Source organism: Clostridium sp. CTA-6 (assembly GCF_054768115.1).
This window is the reverse complement of record NZ_BAAAAU010000001.1, coordinates 233,979-255,006: the sequence shown is the minus strand read 5'-3', so window position 1 is coordinate 255,006 and position 21,028 is coordinate 233,979. Positions and strand designations below refer to the sequence as shown.

Below are 21,028 nucleotides of genomic sequence, written 5' to 3'. Positions count from 1 at the left end.
ATTAAACAATACCTGCCTTTTTAAAATGTTTTTTTAACATAGACTTACCAATAAATCCACCAATTAATGCAGCTATAAATGTTGCAACATACATTGACATCAGCATACCTGTAGAAGTAAGAGTTTTAAGTCCCTCTACATAACTTGCAGACATTCCTTGTTCCATAATGGATTTTAAAAAACTATCTCCAAATAACCAAATAGGAAGTGGTGACCCGGTCATACCAAGTGAAAAGATAGCATAAGCAATCAAATTTCCTGTAAAGCTTTTGTAACCAAATCCACGACGAATAAATTCCCCTATAATACTAACAATTGCAAAACTAACTAATAACACCACCGTAAATTGACCTGTTGCAAAATAAATCAGTGCTGTAATTATAGACATAATTAATATAGCTCCAAATTTTTGAACTTTTGCAGTCATCAGCATAAAAATAACACCACAAAGAAGTCCAATAATGGCAGGCATAAAAATCCATATAATCGGTGAAATACCTCCACAAACCATAACAATTAGATTAACCACAAAATAAATAGCTGAAAAAATACCAATAGTAACTAAATCTTTGATCTGTAGCTTATTTGTTTCTGTTTTTAACATTTTACTTTCCTCCTAATATATTATATTTTTTTAAAAGTTTATCCATAGATAAATAAACTTTATGTAATACTTTAATTTTGACTATATTCATAACAGAAAAACACCTTATTTTTAAGAATTATGGAACTACTTCCCTAAATCACCCTATATCTTTGAACTTTCATCTCCTCAAATTTCAGAAATTCATTTGTAGCTTGTACATAATAACATAACAACGTTATGTTATAACTAAAAAATTAAGAGTTCTCACTCTACTATTTAAAGTATAGTTAGCATAGACTAACCTATTAACAAAAAAAAGACTATGCCTTTTTTAATCTCATTAATTCATTCCATCCACCATAAAAAAATCTGGCAATAGCATCAACCTGTTTTAATGCTTCTTCCTTAGGAAGCTGATGACGAATTGGCTCTACAATGGCTGAAACTTGTAAACTCACAAGATTATGTAAGATATTCTCATCAAAGTATACACCTATTTCACCTGTGTCACGCTTATTCATAATATAATCTCTATTTAAATTCTCAAAGGATTCTACCATCCTGTCATAAAAATTCTCCATAGAAGAACCTGTTGATTTGCAAAGTAAAAGCACAAAAACATCAAAATTATCATACATATATTTTAAAATACCCTTAATCTGTAATGTATTAATATCAATAGCATTATCTAAGGATATTTTTTTATCATCACGAATAATTTTATTCTCATTTTCAATTTCTACTATATAATCTAAAATTACTTTTGCCTCATTACCAACAAGGTGATAAAATATATCATTTTTATCTTTAAAAAAGAAGTAAGCTGCTCCTGTAGTTACATTTGCTTTTTTGCAAATAGTTCGCATAGAAGCTTTTTCAAACCCCTTATATAAAAACTCTTCTTTTGCCACTTTAAGCAATAATTCTTTTGTGTCAGTTTTATCTTTCATTATTCCCAATCTCTTCTTTCTTTTTAAAAGTTGCTACATAACAGTGTTATCTTACCACACCTGCATATCAATGTCAATTAATTTTGAAAATTATTATCAGTAATTATTTTATCTATAAACCTCTTACTACTAAGTTATTAATTATAGTGAATACACTAAAAAGAGTATATCACCTTTTAGTGAAATACTCCTTTTTTCTTTTAAAATAAATTTTCTGATCTTTAATTAAGCTTTAAATAATGTACTGTATTAAGTTTATTATGTGTAATTAAACTCTTTACATAATTTTTAATATATACTTTTAATCTATTAACCCTTCTTTTTGCAAAAATTCTTTTGCTACTTCTTTGGGGTCCCTTTTATTTACATCTACTTCATAGTTTAATCTCCTCATTTTTTCATCGGTTATTCTTCCATCTAGTTCTCCTAAGACTTTCCTAAGTTCTGGGAATTTTTTTAATGTCTCTTCTTTTACAATTGGAACTGCATAATAGTCTGGAAAAAAGTGCTTGTCATCCTCTAAAAGAACTAAATTAAACTGTTCTATTAACCCATCTGTTGTAAAAGCATCTATAATTTGAGTTTCATTATTAACTAAAGCTTTATACCTTAATCCACCATCTATTGGTTTAACAGCCTTAAAATTCATATCATATGCTTTATTAAGACCTACAATCCCATCTTCTCTATTTGCAAATTCTATTGTTGGTCCTAATATCATTTTACTTGATACATTTGCTAAATCTGATGTGTTTTTTAAATTATATTTTTGTGCAATTTCTTTTGTAGTTGCCATTACATAAGTATTGTTAAAACCTATAGGCTTTAAGACTTCAATTCCAAACTTTTCTTTAAACTCTTTTTTGACTGTATTATAAACCGCCTGTCTATCTCTATTAGGTTTTTTAATGTTTAACATATTTCCATATGCAGTACCTGTATATTCAACATACATATCTATTCCGCCAGTTTTTAGTGCATTAAAACTTACTTGAGTTCCTCCTAAATTTAACTTTGTTTCAACATTTATATCCGTTTTATTATCGATTAATTCTTCCAATATATTACCTAAGATAATCTGTTCTGTAAAGTTTTTGGAACCAATAACTACTTTTTTATCCCCTAGTCCTATTAGCTTTGGAACTATTAATGCTAACACTATAATAATTCCTAATATTGATGCTATTATAGTATTTCTTTTCCTGTTTTTATTTGAAGAATTTCTTTTTACTTTCATTGTACCATCTGCTTTTTTTATACCATTTGGCATAGTTGCCTCTTCTATTCTTCCTGTTATCCAATCTATTATTAAAGCTAATATAGCTGCCGGAATAGCACCAAATAATATAAGATTATTATCTACTGTTTGTATTCCTGAGAATACTAAATACCCAAGTCCACCTGCTCCTACAAATGCTGCTATAGTCATAAGTCCAACGGCTGTTACTGATGCTATTCTTATACCTGCCATTATTATTGGCATTGCTAAAGGTATTTTTATTAATTTAAGAGTTTGAGTATTTGTCATCCCTAGACCTTTTGCTGCTTCTAGCATATCTGGATTTATATTAGTAATTCCTGTATAAGTATTTTTTAATATTGGTAACATAGAATATAAAACAACCATAGTTATAGCAGGGCCTGATCCTATACCTATTAAAGGTATTAGAAAACCTAAGATGGCTAAACTTGGTATAGCTTGTGTTAAATTTGCAAAGCCTATTACTATATTAGCTATTTTTTTATTTTTAGTAATAATTATACCCAGGGGCACTCCAATAACTACTGCTATTAAAACTGCTATTAAAGTAAGTTCTATATGTTCTATTAAAAGAGAGAATATTTCTGATCTTTTTAGTATTAATTGTTGTATAAAATTATTCATCAATTATCCCCTCCATATCTATATACTGACTACTTAAAACTGCTATTAAACTACTTCTTGTTATTAAGCCTAAAAGTTTTCCTTCATTATTACTTACAGGCAAATATCCCATCTTCAAACTATTGAATTTATCTAAAAGTTCTGGTAAATTAGTGTCTCCCAAAACACATTTTGGCTCTTTATTCATTACTTCTTCAACTAATTTATCTTTTTCTTTTATTTTTCGAATATATTCTAATTTTATATAACCAAGTAAATTTCTTTCTTTATCTATTACTAGTAAACTGTCCACTTTTTTATCTCGCATTATCTCTCTTGCTTGAAGTAGATTTCTCTTAGGAGTAACCGTCACTGGATTTGTTATCATAACATCCTCTGCTTTTATCATTTCCGGCTTAGTCCATATTTTATTTTTACCTACAAATTCCTCAACATATTCTCCTGCTGGATTTTTTAATATGTTTTCTGGAGTATCATATTGAAGTAGTTTTCCATCCTTCAATATACAAATTTTATCTGCTAAATTTAAAGCCTCATCCATATCATGTGTAACAAAAACTATAGTTTTTCTATATTCTTTCTGGATATTAAATAATTCCTCTTGAAGTTCTGTTCTTGTTATAGGATCTAGCGCACTAAAAGGCTCGTCCATTAAAATTATTTCAGCATTCGCTGCAAAAGCTCTTGCAACTCCAACTCTCTGTTGCTGCCCCCCACTTAATTCAACCGGATATCTATCCATATATTTTTCTGGATCTAATCCAACCATATTTAATAATTCATTTGTTTTTTTATCAATTTCTTCCTTAGATTTTCCCATAAGCTTTGGTATTATTTCTATATTTTCTTTAACTGTAAGATGTGGAAAAAGCCCTGTTTGCTGAATTACATATCCTATACTTCGTCTTAATTTTATTGGATCCATTTCCTTTATGTTTTTTCCATTAACCAATATTTCTCCTGCTGTAGATTCTATTAGCCTATTTATCATTTTTAACAATGTAGTCTTTCCAGAACCACTTGATCCTATTAATACAACTAAGTTACCTTTTTCTATTTCTAAATTAAATTTTTCTATTACAACAATATCTTTATAATTTTTTTTGATATTTTTAAATTCAATTATAGTATTTTTCATAAATATTTCACTCTCCTTCCTCTCTTTAGTTTAAAATTACACTTTTTGTATACTAACAACTTATTTTAGCAAGAGGTTGTACCTTTAATGCTAACACAAAAAATCATAGCTATCAAGTTTTAATAACATATTTCTTTATATGAATATATAATTACTGTTATTTTAATTACTTATTTTTATATATAAAAAATACAAATATTTTGTCTAAATAAGAAAGAAAAGAGCATCTCACTTTTAGCGAAATACTCTTTCTTATTTACTTTAAAATAAACTTTCTAATTTTTATATTAATGTTTTGTAACAATGTATTATATTATATTTGTCGTATAAATATATATTCTGTGCTTTTCGAAATAACATTTAAAAATTAACTAAATAAATAGGCTTTTAAAGTTCTACCAAACAGGATTTTATTTCATCAAAATATATGGTACCAAAATACTTCTTTATATCAATGGATTTTAAAAATTCATCTATATATTCTTCTCCATATTTTATCCCAATAATTTTTTTCTCTATTTCTGATACATCCATTACCCCTAAAAAATCGCCATATATTTTGCATTCATTAATATGTCCCTCTACAATATTCAATAATACTTCGAGCTTACCACCTTGAAATCTTTTATAATTTCTGTAATTAAATTCTGGTGACTCGCCATAGTTCCACTGCCAGGTCATGTACTTTTCTTTCATTAATTTTTCTATTGCACTAATATGTTCACTAGTCAAATTGTACTCTTTAAGGGAACTTTTATTCCATATAAAAATATTTTCTATAAGGATTTCTTTAAATTCCTCCATAAAAATATCTTCTTTTACATGTTCTTTAATGTTTGTTACTCTACTTTTTATTGATTCAATACCCTTAGATAGTATTTTATCATTGTCTACATTTAAGGCTTTTACTAAGTTTTCTAATTCAGAGTTAAACAATAAAGTACCATGATGAAGAAATCTATCTTTATATATGTGTTGAGAATTTCCTGATATTTTTCTTCCATCTATCAAAATATCATTTCTTCCTGATAACTCTGCTTTTACATTGAGTTTACCTAAAGAATAAACTACAGGATTGGTAAAGGTTTTAAAATCAAGCAAATGTTTTTCATCATATTTAGTTATGAAGGTAAAATTTATATTACCTAAATCGTGATATACAGCTCCTCCTCCAGAATTCCTTCTAACTACATTTATATTATTATCTTTTACAAAATTCATATTAATTTCCTTTAATGTATTTTGATGCTTTCCTATTACAATTGTAGGCTCATTTTGCCAGAGAATAAAATAGTCTTTCTTAATATCTACATTTTTTAAAAGATATTCTTCTAAAGCCAAATTGAAAAAAGGATTTGTTGATTTATTTACTAAAAACTGCATTATTTTTACCTCCATAACTTGATTTTATTTATTCACCATATGAATTGCTTCTTTGTTTACTGCAAGAGATGCCTCCTTCATCGCTTCTCCTATTGTTGGATGAGCATGTACTGTTGTAATTATTTCCTCTAGAGTAGCTTCCAGTCTTAGAGCTAAGGCTGCCTCTGTTATTAAATCCGTTGCCCTAGGTCCAAGTATATGAACTCCTAATACCTCTTCATATTTTTTATCCGCTATTATTTTTATAAATCCCTCTGTATCATTCATTATAAGAGATTTTCCATTATAAATTAGAGGGAACTTTCCTACTTTATAATCAATGCCCTTTTCCTTTGCTTGTTCTTCTGTTAATCCCACAGAGGCTAATTCTGGCTTAGTATATACGCAAGCTGGTACAGTTTTATAATCCATTTTTTTATTTTTACCCATAATATTTTCTACAGCTATTATTCCTTGATCTGAAGCTACATGGGCAAGCATATTTTTTCCTGTACAGTCACCTATAGCATAAATTCCTTTTATATTTGTTTCCATATTATCATTTACCCAAATGTATCCTTTTTCTATATATACTCCAGTACTTTCTAAATTTAGATTACTTATATTTGCTCTTCTTCCTACTGCTATTAAAACTTTTTGTGCCTCTATATTTAACTTACTATTATCTTCTTCAAAACTTACCTTTAAATTTTCATTGTTATTTTCAATTTTAGTTACCTTACAGTTATTATATATATCAATTCCGTCCTTTTTAAGCTTTTCCTTAAGAATCTCAGAAATTTCTCTATCCACTGGTGGCAATATAAATGGTAGCATTTCAATAACAGTTACCTTACATCCAAGGGAATTAAAAATATTTGCAAATTCTATTCCTATAACGCCTCCACCAATTATCACCATACTTTTAGGAATAGAATCTAAGCTTAAGGCTCCAGTACTATCAATTACTCCCTCTAATTCTTTTCCTTTTATAGGAGGTATAAATGGAACGGAACCAGATGAAATTATCACATTATCAAATTGGATATTTTCACTTTCTCCCTGATCCTTTGTTACTTTTATACTACTTTTTCCTTCAAAGGCTGCAGTTCCATTAATTACTTTAACTTTATTATGTTCAAGTAATGTTGAAACCCCTGAAACTAAGGTATTTACTACAGTATTTTTTCTATTTTGAAGCTGAGGCCAATTAACTTTTACTTCATTATTCACCTCTATTCCTAAAATTTTGGCTTCTTTTATTTCATTTAATAATTCTGAAGAATGTAATAAAACCTTAGTAGGTATGCAACCCATATTTAAACAAGTACCTCCTAGCTTTTTTTTTTCAATAAGAGTAACCTCTGCTCCTAGCTGAGCTCCACGAATAGCCGCTACATATCCTCCTGGTCCTCCTCCAATAACTACTAGCTTCATTTTTATTTCCCCCCCTATAATATAAGTAACTCTGGCTTTTCCATATATTTTTTAATTGAATTTAAAAACTGAGCCGCTACAGCACCATCTACCGCTCTATGGTCTGCAGTAAGAGATAAATTCATAAGAGGTTTTATCACTATTTCTCCATTCTCTACCACTGGAGTATTAGTTATCATATTCACACCTAATATAGCTACTTCAGGCTGATTTATAATTGGAGAAAAAGACTTTATACCAAACATACCAAGATTAGTTATAGTAAAGGTTCCCCCAGTACTATTTTCTTCAGTAAGTCCATTATTTTTTGCTTTTTGGGCTAATTCTTTCACTTCTATAGAAATATCCTTTAATCCCTTTTGGTTTGCATATTTAACCACTGGTACCACAAGGCCTTCCTCTAAAGCCACTGCTACTCCAATATTTGCATAATTTCTAAAAATCATTTCATCTCCTTCTATTGAGCAATTAACTAAAGGATATTGAATGAGTACTTTAGAAACTATTTTTACTAATAAATCTGTATAAGTAACTTTCCATTCATCTTTAATTTGTTCCTTTAACCTTTTTAAATTAGTCATGTCCACTTCAATGTCATAAGTTACAGTAGGAGAAATTTTTGAACTTTGGCTCATTCTTGAGGCAATTACTTTTCTCATAGTGCTCATTTTTACTCTTCTATCCATTAAATCTTCTCCTACAGAAGGAATAGATTTTTGGATAAATTCTAATATATCATCTTTCATTATTCTTCCGTCTTTCTTTATATCTTCTAAATTAACGCCTAAATCTTTAGCCATCTTCTCTGCTACTGGAGAAGTTTTAATATTATTCTTATTATTTTCTATATATGATTCTACATCTTTTAAAACTATTCTTCCTTCAGGACCTGTTCCATCTAATAGTTGAATATCCACATCATTTTCCTTTGCAAGTCTTTTTGCTATTGGGGATATCTTTGTTCTTTCTCCTTTTTTAATTTTCCTATTATCTTTTATCTCTTCCTTAGATTCTTTAACTTCTTTTTCTACCTCATTTCCCTTACTATCTTGCAAAGATTCCTTTAATAGATTTGATATATCCTCATCTTTATCTCCAATTATGGCTACTGGTTTCAAACATTCAACTACTGTACCTTCCTCTACTAAAATCTTTCTTACAATTCCATCAGCCTTTGCTTCCACATTATTAGTCAATTTATCCGTTGTTACATCAAATAAGGTCTCTCCTACCTTTATAGTATCTCCTTCTTTTTTATGCCATTTAACTAATTCACCCTCTGTCATAGTTAATCCCAGCTTTGGCATAACCTCTAACTTACCCATAAACAATCCTCCTTTAACTATTGTGAATAATATTGTTATATATTAAAAAATCCCTGAGCTTGTGCTAATTCTAATGCGGATTTTATATTAACCCTAATAGGTCCTTTTCTTGTTATTTTAAAAATAAAAGTTTCTCCTTTTTTAAAGGATATTTCTCTTTCTCCGTCCAACGCAATTACCCCTTTTTCCTTTGATGTAAACTTATATTCCTCATTAAGTTTAATTATTTTTATATCTCCCATATGAACTTTTTCAATAGTTCCTGCAGCTATTGGAGCTATTATTTTATATTTATTTTCTGTTAAATCAATAACTGCTCCAAAGTCATCTTCTATTTCTATTATTTTTCTACATCCCACAAGGGAAGAAAAGCCTATAGTACCTGGATGAGCCCTTGTAACTATTACCTTTTCCATATCCTCTACGTCCCAGATTGCTTTTGCTCCTACAAATAAGTTTTTTGAGATAACTGCATCTACAAGAGCTATGTCCACTAAAGTCCCATCTTTAAAAATTTCTATTCTTTTGTCTCTATGATATATATTATTTAAACCAAATTTTTCAGATGCAACAAAGGCTGCAGCCATTCCAACTACAGTGCCCTCAAGCATTTCTGGGTATACATTATTTGTTCCTGTAGATATTGAAATTATTGGTGTTTTATTAATAGACTTTGCTGCCGCTCTGCTTGTTCCATCTCCACCTAATACTACTAAACAATCAACTTCATACTCTTCCATTAATTTTGCAGCATTTATAGTATCTTTTATACTTCCTGTAATTTTCATATTAATTGTTTTTAGATTTGTAGATAACTCTCCTAAAGTATTTAAATTATCCAATACTTTATAGCCTATTTGAAATGTATCTGGCATAATAAATATGTTCTTCACTCCAAAAGCTTCTGCAGCTAAAACTATTCTCTCCACTATATTTACTTTTTCGTTGTTGTCTATAGTGGTTGCATGGGATACTAATCGTCTTATATCTTTACCTGAGGCTGGGTTTGCAATTATACCTATTTTATTCATAATTATCACCCTATTAATTAAAGGGAAAAATCCCCTTTATGTTTCTTTGCATTAGAATAGCTCTTTTACTTTTTTAACTATATCTTTAGAATCAGGAATAACATAACTTTCTAATGTAGGTGAAAATGGTATAGGGGTATTAAGGGCTCCAATTCTTCCTACAGGTGCATCCAAATAATCAAAAATCTCCTCATTTATTAAGGAAGATATTTCTCCACTATAAGCTCCTCTTTTATTTTCCTCTGTTACAATTACAGCTCTATTTGTTTTCTTTATAGAATTAAATATAGTTTCCTTATCTAGTGGATATAAAGTTCTTGGATCTACTACTTCTGCTTCAATTCCATCCTTTGAAAGTGCCTCTGCTGCTTTTAAAGATTCGTGTACCATTTTACCTGTGGCTATAATAGTAACATCCTTTCCTTCTCTTTTAATATCTGCCACACCTAAAGGTATTCTTTTTATTTCATCTGAAACTTCACCCTTCATGCCATATAAAAATTTGTGTTCCATAAACATAACTGGGTTATCATCCTCTATAGCTGCTACCATAAGTCCATATGCATCCTGTGGTGTGGATGGATATACCACTTTAAGACCTGGCACATGTGTAAGCCAAGCTTCAAGGGATTGAGAATGCTGTGCAGCTGCTTGTACACCTGCTCCCTCTGGTAATCTAACCACCATAGGTAAACTTATCTTTCCCCCAAACATAAATCTCATTTTTGCAGCTTGATTTACGATCATATCCATTGACACCGTTAAAAAGTCCCCAAACATTATCTCTGCAATTGGTCTTAGACCTGTAGCTGCTGCTCCAACAGCACATCCTGCAATTGCACCTTCAGATATAGGAGTATCTCTTACTCTTTTATCTCCAAATTCTGCATATAAATCTCCAGTTACTCCAAAGCATCCTCCAAAAGCTCCTACATCTTCCCCAAAAATTAATACCTTATCATCTTCACTCATTTTAGTTCTCATTGCTTCTCTTATTGCTTCTGCGTATGTTAACTTTTTCATAGTTATCTAACCTCCTCTTTAATGTCAGTATAAACATCTTCTAATACTGACTCTAATTCTGGATATGGACTATTATTTGCAAAATCTACTGCTTCATCAATTTGACTCTCTACCTTATTTTGAACTTCCTTAAGCTTTTCTTCTGTCAAAATTTCATTTTCTACTAAATATTTTTCAAATCTTGGTATAGGATCTTTAGCTAGCCATTCTTCCTGTTCCTCTGTTGGTTTGTAAACACAAGGATCTCCTTCAAAATGTCCTCTATGTCGATAAGTTTTGCATTCTATGAGTGTTGGTCCCTTGCCTTCTCGTGCTCTTTTAATAGCTTCTTTAGCTGCTTCATACACAGCAAATACATCATTACCATCTACTACAATACCTGGTACATTATAAGCAACACCTCTATCTGCAACATCCTTTATTGCTTGATGTCTATTTTGACTCATAGATATTCCATAAAGGTTATTTTCGCATACAAAAACCACTGGTAGTTTCCATACACTTGCCATATTTAAAGATTCATGAAATGTACCTTGATTAGTTGACGCATCTCCAAAGAAGCATACACACACTTGATCAGTTCCTCTGTATTGTGCACTTAATCCAGCTCCAACTGCAATATTATGACCGGCACCTACTATACCATTTGCCCCTAAAATGCCTTTAGTTGCATCTGCAATATGCATAGAACCTCCTTTTCCTTTGCAATATCCTGTAGCCTTTCCAAAAAGCTCTGCCATCATAAATTTCAAATCTCCACCCTTTGCAAGTATATGTCCATGACCCCTGTGAGTACTTGTTATATAATCACTATCCTTTAAATTAGCACACACTCCTGTAGCCACTGCTTCTTCTCCTATATAAAGATGAACAAAGCCAGGAATTTTTCCTTCTGCAAAGGTATTCATTGCCACCTGTTCAAACTTTCTTATTTTTAGCATAGTTTTATACATTTCAACAATAGAATTTTCATTTAATTTTTTCACAATTTTTCCCTCCTGTTTTTTATTTAATGTATACTTCAATACAAGCAATCGCCACTTCAATACTATTATCCGAGTCTCCAAATTCAGGAATAAAAATTCCTGGCACATTAAGCCCACCACTTACGGACTGAACCTTTACTTCTCCTACGGGCAAATAAGTTTTTATCTTTTCTTTGTCTATTTTTTCTGACTGGGTTGTGGAAAGGATTACATTCACCACAATATCCTTGTTCATATCCTTAATGCCAAGGACTTCTTTTAAACCACATAAACAACTTTTGGATATAGCATCAAGTACTGCCTTATGGGCAGCTTTATTTACATCTTGACCATGAAAATCCATACCTAGCCCAAATTCAATAATATATCTTTTAATAAGCTTCACCCCCAATACGAGAATTTTTCAATATAGTGTGAATATTTATTTTTTTCTTTCAATTATTATAAAAGCAACTATTATGCCAAAAGAAAAAGCCTTGCATTTGCAAGGCTTCTAAAGATTATTTATTTTTAAAGTTTCATTTTGGGAAAATACTTATTTCAAAATGGGAATTATTAATTATTTTTCCCATTTTGAAACTTCCTCTAATCTATACTTTTCTATTTTTCTATATAAAGTTGATTTACCAACTCCTATAATCTTGCTGGCATTAATAACGTTTCCATTACAATACTTTAAAGCTTGTATAATAAGCTTTCTTTCCATTTCTTCAAGGGTTGGTGGTTTAGATTTTTCTTCCTTATCTTTAATTTCTTCCCCTTTTATATTGCCATTTATATATTCTGGAATAAAGGAATAATTAATAACTTCATCCTTGGATAAATAATAAGCTCTTTGAATTACATTTTCAAGCTCTCTCACATTTCCTGGCCAATTGTAGTCTTTAATTAAATTTATAAACTCTTTGTCAAAGGATTTATTCATTCTCTGGTTTTTATCATTTAATCTTTGAAGAAAATAGTCTGCACATAATTCAATGTCTTCCGGTCTTTCCCTTAAGGGAATTAATCTTACATTAAATACATTTAATCTATAATATAAATCACTTCTAAAATTATTTTTATTAATTTCTTCATTTAAATTTCTATTTGTTGCAGCTATAACCCTTACATCTAATTTTCTTTCAAAATTTCCACCTATTCTTGTTATTGTATGGTTATCTAAAACTCTTAAAAGCTTAGATTGAATTTCTAAGGGCAATTCCCCAATCTCATCTAGAAAAATTGTACCTCTATTTGCCAATTCAAACTTTCCAGGATTTCCCTCCTTTGATGCTCCTGTAAAAGCAGATTTTTCATATCCAAAAAGTTCGCTTTCAACTAAGTCCTTTGGAAGAGCCGCACAGTTTATTGCTATAAAGGGACCTTTACATCGATTACTAGAGTTATGAATTGAATGAGCAAACAATTCTTTACCAGTTCCACTCTCTCCAGTAATTAACACTGAGCATTCATTCTCAGCAATTTTTTTAGCCTCCTCAATTACGGATAACATTCTTTTATTATTAGTTATTATACTTTCAAAGGTATATTTAGATGAAAAGCCCGCTATTTTTCTAACCACATTTCTAATGCTATCAATTTTTTTAACCAGTATAACATATCCAATATACTTACTTTCTAGTTTTACAGGAGAAACATTTATATTGCACTCTAATTTACGATTTTCTAAATATAAATTAGCCTCTTTATAGTTAATTCTATTATTACTAAAGTTATTTTCATCCTTTATGATATCTTTTAAAAGTAATTTTATATCTAATCTATTAACTTTTTCCTCTGACACCTGTAGAATTTCACAGAGTTTTTTATTGAAATCTTTAACATAAAAGTCTTTGTCTATAACCAAAATACCATCCTCAATAGAGCTAAATGCAACCTCTACCCACTTTCTGTGCTGAACTATGGCAAATTGCTTTTCTATAGTTTTTGCTGCCTCAACTACTATCCCAAGGGTATGAATTTGATAATCATAAAAATCTCCAGATAAATCTATAACACCTATAATTTTTCCTTTTTCATCATGTATAGGTGCCGCAGAACAAGTCCATCCATGTTGCCTTTTACAATAATGTTCCGCTCCTATTGTCTGTATTGGCTTGTCTAAATAAATACTAGTTCCTATGGCATTAGTACCTACATCCTTTTCCATCCATTTGCATCCTTTAAGAAAATGCAATTCCATATTTTTATTCATTATTTCTTCGTTTCCTATAACTTCAAGAATTACTGCATTTTCATCCGCTAAAATAATGGAATAGTTTGTATCCTTTACTACATTGTATAAATCAATCATAGCAGGTATAGCTATTTGAATAAGATCTCTTTTTTCATATAGTATTTTTTCAAATTCCTCTTTAGGTAATTCTTTACCTTGTCCATTATTAGTATCTACATTATAATTTTTACATCTTATCCATGAATTTAATATCTCAGGTCTTACACTTTTCGGTATATCATTATTTTTAATGAAATTTTCCCTTTGTTTTTCTACCTCTAATATATTAATCATAGTTATCACCTACATAATAAATAATACTTGCAAAAATTTATTAAAACAATTTAAATTTATCAACATAAATATTCTTTTCTTTTTTAAATTAATACTTAAAGCTTCCCTTAAATTCATATAAAATATTTCTAATTTATAAATAATAATATATTTATTAATTTACTGCTATTATAACACATCTAATAAGATAATCTCTTATATAAATAAAAATGCTCTCTATTACATACAAACAAGCAATAAATTCATTCTTTAAATTTTATTTTTCCTAGAATTAAAAAAAGAGCATCTCACCTTTTAGTGAAATACTCTTTTTGCTTATTTATAAAAGATTTTAAATAAATTTTACTATTTATTTAGTAAGATTTACTCTAAATTTTAAATCATTTCTTATTTCATAATGTCCTAAATCATTAGTTCCTATTTTATATTTTTTATTCTTATCTAAAGGATCAAACTCCATAATATAATCATTAGGATTATTATTATCTTTTTTTATATCAATATTATTATCCTTTCTTTGTACTCCATTATCTTTATCACCCATTATGAATAACTGTTTAGATTGTAAAAATGGCGCCTTTCCTTCTACCTTATATTTAACAACAGTTTTATCTTTTTCAGTTTTTATCTCTTTAATTATAAGTTTACCTATACTTCCTTGAGAAAGTTCTATAGGATATACACCATCTATATTTTTATATACTGGTGGTATAAATATTGATCCATCATCAGATTTATATTTTTTATATTCTTCCTTATGAAAATTAATTTTATATGGTATAACAGTTAAATACTTCGGAATAAATTTTAAAGCAACCAAATTGAGATTATAAGTAAAGTCCTTTGAAGATGCATTTTGGCCTCCATCGCTGGTAGAACCTTTTAGTGTAATCTCATTACCTTTATCATCAAAAACAAACCATTCATCATATTCATATAAATTCTGCCCTCCTGCCATTTCTTTCTTAAAAGCTTCTTGTCTTTTTTTAGAAGCTTCCTGACTTTTATCTTTGTAATTACCAGTAACAGTTATAGTAGTATTTATAGGTGTAAAACTCACTTTTTTTACATTAACAAGTACATCTTTAAACTGAACTTTTGTATTAGGTTTAAACACCTTAATATGCTTGGATATTTCATTCTTTGAAGCGCTAAATTTAAAATTCCAATTTCCTATTACACCATATATATTATTTATATTCAAATCTACATTAAAGCTATTTTTAAGATTCATATCCCCTATATTTATACTATCTGAATTTATATAAGTATGCCCATCTAAATATTTACCATCCTCACCTGAAGCACTACTAGGATGTCTATCATTTATCTTAATGTATGGAAATAAAGTAAAGGTCATAGAACTAGCATCTTTTCTTTCTTTAACTATTTTTTTTATATTATCTTCAGTTTTTATAGTATAACTTACCATTAATTCTGTATCATCGCATACTACTTCGTTTATAGTCAAAGTTATCCCTTCATCAGTAACACTTTTGTTTATAATATTAGAATATTTTTCATATTCCCCTTCTTTTGGTACTCCATATCCTACTAAAGCTTGAATTACTGACTTAAATTCTGAAATATTTTTTGCAAAGGCAGGTATATTTACACTAATAAGGGCTGCAGCTATTATTAAAGAAGCAGCTATAGCCTTGTGTTTAAAACTCTTTCTAGTTCTTTTACCCTTAACTTGCTTTAACAAATTCTTTCTTAATTTTTTCTTTCTTAAATTATCCATATTTGAATCTAAGTTTTCTTCTTCATCCTTATCTATATTAATACAATTAAGTAGCTCTAATATATCCTTCTCTTCAAATATATCTTTATTCATTTACACACTCCCCCTTTTTTAGTTTTTCAAGTTTTTCTTTTAAAATTTTTCTACTTCTTGAGAGTCTGTTATCTACTACACTTCTATTTACTCCTAAATAGCTTCCTATCTCAACTATATCTTCCTGTATTAAATATCTTCTTATAAAAATTTCTCTATCCATTCCCTTTAGATCCTTTATCATATTTATGATCTCATTTTTATTTTCCTTGGATACAATCAAATTTTCTACTTGTTCTTTTGATTCAAAAATATAATTTTCAATACAATCTATATTTGCATTTTTAATAATTTTTTTCTTGTAGTTTATAGCCTTATACTTTGCTACAGCTTTAAACCAATACTTAAAGTTTCCTTTTTCCTCATGAAATTTATCTATGTTGTCCCATAAACACATAAATATATCATTAATGCATTCATCTATATAAGTAGAATACTCTTTAGATCCAAATACAGAAAATACTACTTTATATACATAGTCGCAATAAGTATCAAAGGCATATTCTAAAGCCTTTGAATCTTTATCTTTCAGTTTGTTAATAAAATTGTCTTCATTTATCTGCATCTTTACCTCCTGATCATTTCTTATAAACTTTACAATGATATTCCATTATATTGAATAATTACTAAAAGGCCTTTCATATACTAATACAAATCTTTTTATACCTTTCTATCATAAAAAATAAACTTTTTTTACTTTTATCTTCTCTATTTCCTTTTTATTCTTTAAATTCTTTATTATTATAATATAATTGATTTATAAACTAAAATTTAATTTGTATAATCTTTTATCTTAGATGACTTTAAGCATAGTATTTTTTATTACTACTTTTAATAATTACTTTTAATAATTATAGGAGAAAATTTATGATAAAAAATACAAATATAAACTCAAGATTTTCTTATAATGTAACAATATCTATTTTTGATCTTGATACAAATAAACTTTATATTTATACATTAGATACTTAATATACAAAGGCATGGTGATATAAATGGAAACTATTAGTATTTTTGAAAAACAGCTTGAATTAGGTACTGACCCAGATAAACTTTACTCGATAAATTCAAATAAGTTAAAAACTAACAGAATAATCTCCTATTATAAGATTGATTTAAATGGATACAATAAAATATGTAATTAAGTTTAGTTGTATGTTATACTTAATAAGTTGAAATAAAATAAATAAGAAAAGAGAAAAAATGATGAGATATGCTAAAGTAGAAAAATTAATAAAAAAAATGGATAGAGAAATAGAATCGCTTAAAATTGCCTCAAAATACCTATCAAACATAGATGAAATTAATGAGGTTAGAAACACTTTAAATAAGAAAAGACAAGAATTAGCTGATGAACTTTATAGTGAAGATACAAAATCATATTATGATTGTCGTGCAATTATAAGAGAACTTTTGGATAAAGAACTAAATGAAGAAGATCAAAAGCACTTACTTGAAAACATTAAAGAAAAGTTTGGAAGACAATCACCAAATCCTACAAAACAAAGCGTTGGATTAAATGCATGGCTTAAAGAACTCGATATTGAATTTAATTGGGTGCAAACTAAAGGGAACAGCTGGGCTACTCTTATAATAACTGGCTTTGGAGCACATGAAAAATAATTTAGGAAAAGAACTTATTAAACAATTAATTAAAGAAACAAAACAAGTGGGTTGTTTAGATAACATTCTTGACAGGCTACTATTATTTATAAAAATTAATTAATACAAAACTGCAAAACACTTACCTTTATACCGGTAAGTGTTTTGTATAGATTTAAATACTTTATTAGATTGATTTTTAAAATCCTCCAAAAAATCTTTTGGCTATATCTACTGCTTCCTTTGCATCCTTAGCATAATAATCTGCGTTTATCATTTCTGCATATTCCTTATTAAGCACTGCTCCACCAACAAAGACTTTACAATCCATTCCACTTTCTTTTAAAGCCTTTATGGTATCTTTCATACTATTTACTGTAGTAGTCATTAAAGCACTTAATCCTACTAACTTTATATTGTTTTTCTTTACTTCCTCTACTATTTTCTCCGCTTCAACATCCTTACCTAAATCTATAATATCAAATCCATAGTTTTCTAGTATAACCTTCACTATATTCTTTCCTATATCATGAATATCACCTTTAACAGTGGCCATTAATATTTTCCCTTTATTTATTTTTGGTGAATTGTCCTCTATAAGTTTTTCTTTTATAGCTGCAAAAGCTTTTTTAACAGTCTCCGCTGATTGAATTAACTGTGGTAAAAATATTATACCTTTCTCGTATTTTTCTCCAACTTCATCTAATGCTGGAATTAGCTCTTCATTTATTATTGAAAGTTCATCTCTCTCTTTAAGAAGTTCATTTGTTTTACTATATGACTCTTCTTTTATTCCTTTTATAACTATTTCCTTTAAGGTTAAGTTGTCTCTCTTGATTTTTACTTTCTTACTATTTGAAGTTTCATTTGTATAAATATCTATATAATTTGTAGCTCCTCTATCCTGATTATTTAAAACTTTAAAAGCATTTATAATGTTTATCATTTCTTTATTGTTAGGATTTAATATGGGTAAATCCAATCCTGATTGAAGACTCATAGCTAAAAAAGTTTTGTTTATGAGTTCTCTATTAGGTAATCCAAAGGATATATTAGATACTCCTAGTATTGTTTTCACCTTCAATTTTTCTTTAACTAAAGCTACTGCTTTAAGGGTTTTTCCAATATCTTCCTGTTGTGCTGATGCGGTTAAAACCAAACAATCAATAAATATATCTTCTCTTTTTATGCCATACTCTAAAGCCTTATTAACTATTTTCTCAGCTACTTTTAACCTTTCTTCAGCTTTTTTAGGTATACCCTTATCATCTAAAGTTAATCCAACAACAGCAGCTCCATATTTTTTTATTAATGGTAATACATTATCTAACACTTTGTCTTCTCCATTTACAGAATTAACTATAGGCTTTCCATTGTATACTCTCAATCCCTTTTCTATAACTTTAGGATTATTAGAATCTATTTGAAGAGGTGTATCAATTATGGATTGAATCTCTTTTATAACTTTTTTCATTGTCTCTTCTTCATCTATTTCTGGAAGTCCCACATTTACATCTAATATATCTGCACCAGATTCAACCTGACTTATTGCTTCTTTTAATATATAATCTATATCATTATTTCTAAGGGCTTCTTTAAATAATTTTTTACCCGTTGGATTAATTCTTTCTCCTATTATCTTAACTCCATCTATTAAAACTGCCTTTGTAGAAGAACATACTCCACAAATATTGTTTTCTTTTAACTTTTTTATCTCTACATCCTTTAAACTATATACAATTTCTCTTATAAATTCATCTGTAGTTCCACAACAACCTCCTACTATTCTTACTCCCTTCTCTGCGATACTCTTTTGAAAAGCTGCGAATTCTTTAGGCTTAATATTATAAATAGTTTTACCCTCTTTAACTGTTGGAAGACCTGCATTAGGTTGAACCATTATTGGTATGCTTGAATATTTTATTATTTCATCTACAATGTCTCCTAATTCATTTGGTCCTAGGGAACAATTGACACCTAAAGCATCTACACCTAATCCCTCTAAAGTAAGAACCATAGATAATGGAGTGCATCCAGTAAAAGTTCTCTTATTTTTTTCAAAGGTCATAGTACAAAATACAGGAAGATTTGTATTTTCTTTTGCTGCTAAAATTGCTGCTTTAGCTTCGTAAAGATCCGTCATTGTTTCTATTAAAATTATATCTGCTCCACTTTTTTGTCCTTGTATAGCCTGTCTTTTGAAAATTTCATAGGCTTCTTCAAATTTTAGTGTTCCCATAGGTTCTAAAAGCTGTCCTATTGGACCTATATCTAGTGCTATAAATATTTCTTTATTCCTCCTTGCTTTTTTTACATTATTTATAGCTTTATCTATAATGCTTTCCACAGAAAATTCACTTTGTTTAAGCTTTATTTCATTTGCTCCAAAGGTATTGGTTGTTATAACCTTTGCTCCTGCTTCTATATATTTTCTATGTATGTTTATTATTTTTTCAGGTTCTAATATATTTAATTCTTCTGGCAAATCTGAAATCTTTAACCCTAATTTTTGAAGCATTGTTCCCATGGCACCATCAAATATTAATACATTTTCTTTTATATAATCTTTAATATTCACATATCTCACCTATCTTTCTAAATTTACAACTATTAAATTTATTGCACTGATTACAAGATTTTTTATTTACTATAACTTCTTTTGGAATTATACCTATGATAGCCGTTACAGATTTTCTAGGTATTAATATATTGTGGGATGAAACCGTTAATCCAATAGTTCTTTCAGCATCTAAAGATTTTAATAAATCTCTTTGTATAGATATATCCAAATCACCATAACCTGGACTGTATCTCCAATTTATATTTAATTCATCCTCCACTACCTCTTTTTTTATTTCATTTTCTATAAAATCACAATATTCTTCTATAGCAGTTGTGGCACAGGAATCTAAAATTACTGCTTTAGTCATATTAACCTTTTCATAATATAATATTTTTCTATCAACTTCACTTCCTAAAGTTGCAGCCATTACACAACATTTATTGGATTTTTCTAAATGACCAATAATATCTTTTCCCTCTAATTTTAAATCAATATCTATTAAATTAACCTGATTATTTATCTCAACCTTAGAGTATTTATAAGTATTTCTTAGACTAACTAAAGTTTTTATTTCTTTTATACATTCCTCTATAAGAGAGTGTATTTCATTAGAAATTTCCTGTCCCCTATATCCTAAGTACCTTAAAATCTGATTTTTATCTATATTTAAATTATTATTGTCCATTTTCTATTCACCCTATCTATTAAAATCTTACTTCAAAAGTTTTTATTCCATTGCTAAGATTATTTTATTCTTTAGGACATATACTTTAAATTTTCTTATGTTTTAG

The 21,028-nt window shown here is 28.7% G+C and carries 17 protein-coding genes; 1 reads left to right on the top strand and 16 read right to left on the bottom strand.

Annotated features, from left to right (window positions below):
* Position 1: 1 nt before the first annotated feature.
* From ACYUDJ_RS01120 to ACYUDJ_RS01055, 14 genes are all read right to left on the bottom strand, one after another.
* Entirely contained in the window at positions 2-604 is a 603-nt protein-coding gene (locus tag ACYUDJ_RS01120) for an MptD family putative ECF transporter S component (RefSeq protein WP_003486210.1), read from the bottom strand.
* Positions 605-906: 302 nt separating this feature from the next.
* A complete protein-coding gene (locus tag ACYUDJ_RS01115; protein WP_003486211.1) occupies positions 907-1,536 on the bottom strand; it encodes a TetR/AcrR family transcriptional regulator in 630 nt (209 codons plus the stop codon).
* Between the two features lie 301 nt (positions 1,537-1,837).
* A complete protein-coding gene (locus ACYUDJ_RS01110; protein WP_003486212.1) occupies positions 1,838-3,421 on the bottom strand; it encodes an ABC transporter permease/substrate-binding protein in 1,584 nt (527 codons plus the stop codon).
* Entirely contained in the window at positions 3,414-4,559 is a 1,146-nt protein-coding gene (locus tag ACYUDJ_RS01105; protein WP_080333516.1) for a betaine/proline/choline family ABC transporter ATP-binding protein, read from the bottom strand. Before ACYUDJ_RS01105 ends, ACYUDJ_RS01110 begins: the two co-directional genes overlap by 8 nt.
* 387 nt (positions 4,560-4,946) lie before the next feature.
* On the bottom strand, positions 4,947-5,942 hold the full coding sequence (locus tag ACYUDJ_RS01100; RefSeq protein ID WP_043031883.1) for a lipoate--protein ligase: 996 nt from the start codon (positions 5,940-5,942) through the stop codon (positions 4,947-4,949).
* Between the two features lie 24 nt (positions 5,943-5,966).
* Entirely contained in the window at positions 5,967-7,358 is a 1,392-nt protein-coding gene (gene lpdA, locus ACYUDJ_RS01095) for a dihydrolipoyl dehydrogenase (protein WP_043031882.1), read from the bottom strand.
* A 14-nt stretch (positions 7,359-7,372) separates the two neighbouring features.
* Positions 7,373-8,683, bottom strand: a complete 1,311-nt coding sequence (locus ACYUDJ_RS01090) for a dihydrolipoamide acetyltransferase family protein (RefSeq protein WP_003486220.1) — start codon at positions 8,681-8,683, stop codon at positions 7,373-7,375.
* 35 nt (positions 8,684-8,718) lie between these two features.
* Positions 8,719-9,714 (bottom strand): ATP-NAD kinase family protein, encoded by a 996-nt coding sequence (locus ACYUDJ_RS01085; RefSeq protein ID WP_003486222.1) that lies wholly within the window; start codon positions 9,712-9,714, stop codon positions 8,719-8,721.
* 51 nt (positions 9,715-9,765) lie between these two features.
* Positions 9,766-10,737: an alpha-ketoacid dehydrogenase subunit beta gene (locus tag ACYUDJ_RS01080; RefSeq protein WP_003486223.1), complete on the bottom strand. Its 972-nt coding sequence runs from the start codon at positions 10,735-10,737 to the stop codon at positions 9,766-9,768.
* Positions 10,738-10,739: 2 nt separating this feature from the next.
* Complete coding sequence (gene pdhA / locus ACYUDJ_RS01075) at positions 10,740-11,723, bottom strand: pyruvate dehydrogenase (acetyl-transferring) E1 component subunit alpha (protein WP_011949161.1); 984 nt, start codon at positions 11,721-11,723, stop codon at positions 10,740-10,742.
* Positions 11,724-11,742: 19 nt separating this feature from the next.
* Positions 11,743-12,114: a Lin0512 family protein gene (locus tag ACYUDJ_RS01070; protein WP_080333515.1), complete on the bottom strand. Its 372-nt coding sequence runs from the start codon at positions 12,112-12,114 to the stop codon at positions 11,743-11,745.
* Between the two features lie 168 nt (positions 12,115-12,282).
* Positions 12,283-14,235, bottom strand: a complete 1,953-nt coding sequence (locus tag ACYUDJ_RS01065; RefSeq protein WP_003486229.1) for a sigma-54-dependent Fis family transcriptional regulator — start codon at positions 14,233-14,235, stop codon at positions 12,283-12,285.
* Positions 14,236-14,584: 349 nt separating this feature from the next.
* The gene (locus tag ACYUDJ_RS01060; protein WP_003486230.1) at positions 14,585-16,072 is read right to left on the bottom strand and encodes a DUF4179 domain-containing protein; all 1,488 of its coding nucleotides are present in this window, start codon (positions 16,070-16,072) and stop codon (positions 14,585-14,587) included.
* Entirely contained in the window at positions 16,065-16,637 is a 573-nt protein-coding gene (locus tag ACYUDJ_RS01055) for a sigma-70 family RNA polymerase sigma factor (protein WP_003486233.1), read from the bottom strand. Before ACYUDJ_RS01055 ends, ACYUDJ_RS01060 begins: the two co-directional genes overlap by 8 nt.
* Positions 16,638-17,275: 638 nt before the next feature.
* Between ACYUDJ_RS01055 and ACYUDJ_RS01050 the strand changes: the two genes are divergently transcribed.
* Positions 17,276-17,695: a hypothetical protein gene (locus ACYUDJ_RS01050; protein ID WP_003486235.1), complete on the top strand. Its 420-nt coding sequence runs from the start codon at positions 17,276-17,278 to the stop codon at positions 17,693-17,695.
* 178 nt (positions 17,696-17,873) lie between these two features.
* Here ACYUDJ_RS01050 and ACYUDJ_RS01045 read toward each other — a convergent pair whose 3' ends face one another.
* Positions 17,874-20,252 (bottom strand): homocysteine S-methyltransferase family protein, encoded by a 2,379-nt coding sequence (locus ACYUDJ_RS01045; protein ID WP_003486237.1) that lies wholly within the window; start codon positions 20,250-20,252, stop codon positions 17,874-17,876.
* Positions 20,242-20,922 (bottom strand): hypothetical protein, encoded by a 681-nt coding sequence (locus tag ACYUDJ_RS01040; RefSeq protein ID WP_003486239.1) that lies wholly within the window; start codon positions 20,920-20,922, stop codon positions 20,242-20,244. The genes ACYUDJ_RS01045 and ACYUDJ_RS01040 overlap by 11 nt, the downstream gene beginning before the upstream one ends.
* Between the last annotated feature and the right edge of the window lie 106 nt (positions 20,923-21,028).